The organism is Rhizobium sp. NLR10b (genome assembly GCF_019685435.1).
Classification (GTDB): domain Bacteria; phylum Pseudomonadota; class Alphaproteobacteria; order Rhizobiales; family Rhizobiaceae; genus Rhizobium.
Genome location: NZ_JABDWV010000043.1, coordinates 1 through 5562 on the forward strand (window position 1 = coordinate 1; position 5562 = coordinate 5562).

Below are 5562 nucleotides of genomic sequence, written 5' to 3' on the forward strand. Positions count from 1 at the left end.
GGTAGCGGACTCCCATCAAGGCCAGGAGCGTGATCGCTCCAGCGATAGGCCGGATAGATTCACGCATCCAATGCCGAGTTGCCGCCAAATGTTCTTCTCGCCCGGGAGGCGTCCATAGATTATCATAAATGCCTCGAGCAGGTACGCCACCGAAGACCCGAAAGCCGTGCCAATGGGCATCAAAGAGCATCTCGTGTGTTTGCAGCAGGTAGGCCCTCACCAAAAAGGCCCGACTGTGCGATAGCTTGATATGGGCAACCTGAAGCTTCGTGCGCTCGCCGCCGATTACGGCATAGTCCTCACTCCAATCGAACTGGAATGCTTCGCCTGGGCGGAATGACAGCGGAACGAATATACCGCGGCCCGTCGTCTGCTGCTCACGTTGCCGATCAGCCCGCCAATCACGGGCGAACGCGGCAACCCGGCCATAGGAACCGGTGAAGCCGAGCGCCACCAGATCGGCATGAACCTGCTTCAGTGTTCGCCGCTGCTTGCGCGACTTCCCGGCCTCTGTCTTCAGCCAGGCCGCCAGTTTGTCGGCAAAAGGATCAAGCTTGCTTGGTCGGTCCGGTGTCGTGAACGTCGGCTCGATCGTACCAGCGTTCAAATACTTTGCGATCGTGTTCCGTGACAGCCCAGTGCGCCGGCTGATCTCGCGGATCGACTGCTTCTCGCGCAGTGCCATCCGACGGATGATGTTTAAAAGTCCCATGTGGATCACTCCGTTGCCCCCGTCGCTCTCCGCGTTGGGGGAAGGTTCACATGGCTCAATTCTCAATGGAAATTATGCGCCTAGCCGGCTCAGTTCTGCGTGGAAACCAACATCCCAATGTCCTGCTGCGGTTGCCAGCTTCATCTCGCCCGCCGCCGCGGGCGTTGTTTTGCGGTAATCGCAATAAACGTCGAATCCTTGCAGCGCGGCGGGATCGACCTCATGGGCGTCGGCGACATTGGTGCTGATCGACGTGATGACCGCCGCTTTGGATAGCGTGCTGGCATTTATCACCGGGGTGCCCGATGACGTGCACAACAGGACCACGTCGGCACCTTGTATCGCGTCTTGTGCATTCGTCGATTTTGCGACGGGAACCCCGCTCGATATCATGTGTGGAACCAAGGTCGTTTCAACATTCGGAGACGCGATCCTCACTTCCCTCCACGGACGAATGCTTTCTGCATAGCGAAGATGCGCAAGGGCCATTGGGCCTGAGCCGACGATTGTAAGAACGGATGCGTCTGGAACAGCGAGCAAGTCGGCAGCGATGATCGACGCCGCAGCCGTCCTTTCCGTTGTCAGCTTCTTGGAATCGCAAAGAAGAAGCGGGATCCCTGTCTCCGTCGACATGAGCAGAGTCCAGGCTGTAACAACCGCGTTGCCGTCGCCTGGGATGTAGGGGGAAAGCTTTGCGCCGAACACCTTTTCATCTGCAAGCACACCGAGATACGTGATGAAATCACCCCTGCTGTGCGGGAAGAGGCTTAATGTTTGAGGAGGCTGAACCGCTTTTCCGTCCGCTAGTGCGCGGAACATGCGCTCCAAAACTCCCCGCAGATCGGCTTTAGGAAGAAGTGCTGTGATCTGAGCTTCGTCGAGAACGATCGGTTGCGTCATTGTCTACCTCGCCGCTACGTGAAGGGCAGATTTGGCACGCACAGGATCGCTCGCACGCCTGTAGAGACGCGCGGTGGAATTCGCTGTTGAACAGTCTGCCCGCTAGGAGTAGAGAAACCATATGTGCAATATATTGCGCAGTCAAGATTGAGATACAGAAATGAGCAGTATATTGCACAATGATAGCCGGAGTGATGTCCTGGCGCACGTCTCCGGGAATCTGCGACGGTTTCGCCAAGCGGCTGGATTCAGCCAGACTGCACTTGCCAAAGCGTCGGGCGTCAGCCGGCGCATGATCATCGCCGTAGAGTCAGGTGACGCGAACATCAGCCTTTCCAGCTTGGATAAGCTTGCCGCTGCGATCGGGGTTGGCTTCGTTGACCTTGTCCGGGATCCTGAAAGACAGTCGTCAACCGACGTCGATGAGGTGACCTGGCGTGGAACAGGTTTGGAAAGCAAAGGGGTGCTCTTAGGGACAGCTCCCGCGCACCACGAGACTCAGATGTGGGTCTGGTCACTGGAGTATGGTGAGCGATACGACGCGGAACCCGATCCCGAGGGATGGCATGAGATGATTCTTGTGGTCGAAGGGACGCTAACCCTGGTCTTGAGCGGTTCGGAAAAGGAATATACCGCTGGAACATTTGCAATATACAGCTCTGCGCAGGACTACTCGTATGAGAATAGGCAGCCTCGGCTTGTGAGATTTGTGCGCAATGTGGTGTCGTAGCGCTCGCTGATCGACAGTAGGCCCAGTTCTTTGCTAGCATGGCACGAGCAAATAAGGAAAATCCACAAATATCGGATGCTGCAGATCCGAGCTACCGAAGCGTTCATGTTCCGTTCGGCCTTAGCGTACGATTTCGGACTGCTCTTATTCTGACCCCTTGGTGGGCTATGGATTGTTGGTTCGAACCGTGGCCTTCACCGCATAGCCCTGGCACATTGCGATGCTTAGGGGAGGACGGCAACCTCCCCATCTGCTAAGCGACACCTCCAAACGAACGGACTTACTGGAGCAGTGGTATGAAAAGCTTTCGCGACAGCGTGTTCTTCCCGGTGGCCATGATGTTCGCTGGCGTGTCGGTGTTTTTCCTGTTCCTCTATCTTACGGGCCACGATCCTAATGAAAGCCCCCTAACACTGATCGAATGGGTGATCGGCGGGATGTTGATCGGGCCTGGCTTCGGATATCTGATCAAATGGAAACGGATGACGGATAGTCAAAAGGTGAAGGCGGAATAGACGGTGCTCGGCGAGGATAAAGGGCGCTTGAGAAAGTCGCTCGCCAGAGCTCTGCTCGCTATTTCATTTGTCCTTTGTTGCGGAAGCCTCGTTATATTCGTGGTGGTCCTAGCGCCGTGGAGCTTGGTTCTGTTGGGCATCACTCTACTTGTCGTCACTTGCGCGGCCGTCAGCGCGACAAGAAAATGACGAAGCGCGCGGGCGTCAGAGAGGCAGGGCAATAGGAATGGCTGTGTTGACGATATCTGGTTGCTCCCGAGCGTGACGTGCCTGCTCTCGTTGAGCAATGGCCAAGGGCTAAATATTAGCTGTCTCCAGACGACGGGTCTGGACTCGCTCGGTGAGAAAATCCGAAAACCGGTAGCGGTCGCCTCCCTTGGGCTCCAGATGCAAACTCTCGCTGCAGGCCTTTTCTGCACACAGTTTAAGAAGGCCAAGCCTTGCATTGGAAGACAATCTGCCGCTTCGAAGATCGCCAAGAAGCTGCTCGCCATTCAGCTTCTTGTGTAGCTCGACGACGAGTATCATGTGCTCCTTGAGCAACTCCGGGGCTGGCCGTTGCTGCGCGGATCTGGTCACGTTGCGAATCGACCTGCTTACGGAGCACTTGCATTTCGCCCGAGTGCGCGCGATGGCCGCAGGCACGCGACATTGCGGGACGGCGATAAATGCCCAATGTCACCGCATCTATTCTTGCACCAACCGCAACACTGGCGGCGCCCCATAGGGGCGGACCGTCTTTAGGTCGATTTGGACCATCGGGCCACGCGGTGTGTGTATGGTGAGGGTGCTGATATCAACATCAATTCCGGATTTGTGTACGTTGCGGATGGCGTCATTCATTTGTTGAAGCGCTGCGCCTAGTCTTTCCTCAGCATGCTTCCGTCTTGTGAGGTTAAATGTCATGGTTGCCCCGATTGTTTGATGTTTGCTTCCGCCATGCGGTAAAACTTTGTTCGCCGCTTATATAGATAGCTTTCCGGCACTACAATCGAACGTCTTCTCATTGTTGCGGGTAAAACCAAAAGTTTAGGCAAGACAGGCTTGCAGCGGCCGTTTGTCAGATCATCCCAAGATAGTCTGGCCGATTGCCGCTGCAGAGTTGACATGCGCCCGGCAGGCAGCGGCTGCCAAACCAGGATCGTTCGCGTCGATTGCCGCGAAAATCTCGTTGACCTGCGAGGGACCGGAGGTCCTGCGGTTTGAAGTCGAGAGAGTCATAACACGAAGTCGCGAAATCCGACTATTCTCCCATGCGATATTATGGCCGGCCGTTTCGAATACGATCTTGTAGAACTCAGTGGTAGCGTCGAGAACGTTCAGCGGCGAATTCTGCCCGGACGTGCGTTCGAGTTCAGCCATCGCTTTACACATTTGATTTTGACGTCGCGTCCAGCAAGACGGGCGCAATCGGCGACGGCCGTTGACTCGAGCGCCGCCCGTATCTCGTAGATCTGGCGGGCGCCGTTCCAATGCAGTTTGGCAACTATCTGCCCGCGCTTTTCTAGATTTCAACCAGCCCTTCCGCCTCAAGATGACGGATGACTTCCCGGATTACCGAGCGAGGAACGCCTAGCTGTTCGCAACGGCTGCGCTCTACGACGCGGGCACCAAGCTCAAAGAGGCCGCTGATGATGGCTCGCGTCATGCGGTCGAGGGCTATCTCTCGAAGCGTGGCGGGTGGGTTCTCAATACGGAGAGCGGCAAGGTCTTTCGCGATAGATCCCGCACCAATTTCCCTGAAAAGTTTGCCACAAGCTTCGCGCGGCCCGGGCGGCAAGCCGTCCTGCTGAATCGCTATTCGGAAATCCGTGATCAAGAACTCTTGGGCGGGGCAGGCTCTCGTCGAGGATCTGAAGCCAGAAATTCTTGCCACGCGCGCCAGTTCTCGGCGCTTTGCTGACGAAGATGATCCTCGGTGCGATCGGTTCGAGAGAAATGTTCGATGCCTATGGTAAATCGGCGGTCGGCGGCTTGATGGCGAGATCGAGCATGCGTCGGCGCTCATCCATACGGCTCCGCTTCGGCAATCTCTATCAGCACGGCCTACATAAGGGATATCTCAGGCACCACAACGTCATTACCCTCGACAGACGAAACATCCGCCAATTGATTCCAATTAGCGACCGGAGGCTCTAGGCTTCTTGGGGACCGAAATACCGCTTTCCCGCTCAAGCTTTTTGCGAGCGAGTTTACGGACACGCCTGATACCCTCGGCCTTCTCGCGAGCACGTTTTTCGGAGGGCTTTTCAAATCGCTCCCGAAGTCGGGCCTCCCGGAAGACGCCCTCGCGCTGCAACTTCTTTTTCAAAAAACGGAGTGCTTGCTCAACGTTGTTGTCACGTACCAGCACTTGCATTCTAAACTCCTAGGATCTCTGACGCGCCTCATTAGATCCACGCGCATTGATGATCAAGTCTTGGAAGACGGTTTGCCTAAATTCTCTGTCGTCACTGATTCATGGGCTCGAGCGCGGATGGGGCTAGACGTAAGCTTTGTCAGCGGTTGCAGGGGTGGGAAGTTCAGATCCTTTGAAACCGATTCGCTTTCGGTATCCATGGTTCAGACTTCGATTTTCGATGGTGCCACTACCTTGACGACCCGTAAATTGTATAATCCATTACCCAGGTTTTTTGACGACTTACTGAAGAATGCCGATTCTCGCCTGCGCTGTGGCGACGATCCATTGCGTTGTTCGCAGTTCC

At 55.8% G+C, this 5562-nt stretch carries 8 protein-coding genes and 1 pseudogene; 3 read left to right on the plus strand and 6 right to left on the minus strand.

What is annotated here, in order from left to right; all coding sequences use genetic code 11:
- Both istA and HJB91_RS30260 read right to left on the minus strand, forming a co-directional pair.
- A partial coding sequence (gene istA / locus HJB91_RS30255) for an IS21 family transposase (RefSeq protein WP_259670008.1) occupies positions 1–712 on the minus strand: 712 nt, incomplete at its 3' end.
- Positions 713–784: 72 nt separating this feature from the next.
- Complete coding sequence (locus HJB91_RS30260; RefSeq protein WP_221156937.1) at positions 785–1612, minus strand: ornithine cyclodeaminase family protein; 828 nt, start codon at positions 1610–1612, stop codon at positions 785–787.
- Positions 1613–1772: 160 nt separating this feature from the next.
- Between HJB91_RS30260 and HJB91_RS30265 the strand changes: the two genes are divergently transcribed.
- Both HJB91_RS30265 and HJB91_RS30270 read left to right on the plus strand, forming a co-directional pair.
- Positions 1773–2342 carry a helix-turn-helix transcriptional regulator gene (locus HJB91_RS30265; protein WP_221156939.1) on the plus strand — a complete coding sequence of 190 codons (570 nt, stop codon included), beginning with the start codon at positions 1773–1775 and terminating at the stop codon, positions 2340–2342.
- Between the two features lie 296 nt (positions 2343–2638).
- Complete coding sequence (locus tag HJB91_RS30270; RefSeq protein ID WP_221156941.1) at positions 2639–2857, plus strand: hypothetical protein; 219 nt, start codon at positions 2639–2641, stop codon at positions 2855–2857.
- A 297-nt stretch (positions 2858–3154) separates the two neighbouring features.
- Here HJB91_RS30270 and HJB91_RS30275 read toward each other — a convergent pair whose 3' ends face one another.
- The 3 genes from HJB91_RS30275 to HJB91_RS31050 form a co-directional block, all read right to left on the minus strand.
- Positions 3155–3385 (minus strand): hypothetical protein, encoded by a 231-nt coding sequence (locus HJB91_RS30275; RefSeq protein WP_221156943.1) that lies wholly within the window; start codon positions 3383–3385, stop codon positions 3155–3157.
- 537 nt (positions 3386–3922) lie between these two features.
- The gene (locus HJB91_RS31045) at positions 3923–4219 is read right to left on the minus strand and encodes an FCD domain-containing protein (protein ID WP_259670009.1); all 297 of its coding nucleotides are present in this window, start codon (positions 4217–4219) and stop codon (positions 3923–3925) included.
- 142 nt (positions 4220–4361) lie between these two features.
- Positions 4362–4505 carry a GntR family transcriptional regulator gene (locus HJB91_RS31050; RefSeq protein ID WP_259670010.1) on the minus strand — a complete coding sequence of 48 codons (144 nt, stop codon included), beginning with the start codon at positions 4503–4505 and terminating at the stop codon, positions 4362–4364.
- A gap of 160 nt (positions 4506–4665) precedes the next feature.
- On the opposite strand from HJB91_RS31050, the pseudogene HJB91_RS31055 reads away from it, so the two are divergent.
- Positions 4666–4987: pseudogene (locus HJB91_RS31055) on the plus strand (amino acid synthesis family protein); the annotation flags it as partial.
- Here HJB91_RS31055 and rpsU read toward each other — a convergent pair.
- Positions 4977–5216: a 30S ribosomal protein S21 gene (rpsU, locus tag HJB91_RS30285; protein ID WP_168292990.1), complete on the minus strand. Its 240-nt coding sequence runs from the start codon at positions 5214–5216 to the stop codon at positions 4977–4979. The pseudogene HJB91_RS31055 and the gene rpsU overlap by 11 nt on opposite strands.
- Positions 5217–5562: the final 346 nt, after the last annotated feature.

Excerpts from the sequence above, each read along its gene's own strand:
- HJB91_RS30265 (WP_221156939.1), top strand. The coding sequence starts at position 1,773 with ATGAGCAGTATATTGCACAATGATAGCCGGAGTGATGTCCTGGCGCAC.
- HJB91_RS30270 (WP_221156941.1), top strand. The coding sequence starts at position 2,639 with ATGAAAAGCTTTCGCGACAGCGTGTTCTTCCCGGTGGCCATGATGTTC.
- HJB91_RS31050 (WP_259670010.1), bottom strand. The coding sequence starts at position 4,505 with ATGACGCGAGCCATCATCAGCGGCCTCTTTGAGCTTGGTGCCCGCGTC.
- HJB91_RS31045 (WP_259670009.1), bottom strand. The coding sequence starts at position 4,219 with ATGGCTGAACTCGAACGCACGTCCGGGCAGAATTCGCCGCTGAACGTT.
- HJB91_RS30275 (WP_221156943.1), bottom strand. The coding sequence starts at position 3,385 with ATGATACTCGTCGTCGAGCTACACAAGAAGCTGAATGGCGAGCAGCTT.
- rpsU (WP_168292990.1), bottom strand. The coding sequence starts at position 5,216 with ATGCAAGTGCTGGTACGTGACAACAACGTTGAGCAAGCACTCCGTTTT.
- HJB91_RS30260 (WP_221156937.1), bottom strand. The coding sequence starts at position 1,612 with ATGACGCAACCGATCGTTCTCGACGAAGCTCAGATCACAGCACTTCTT.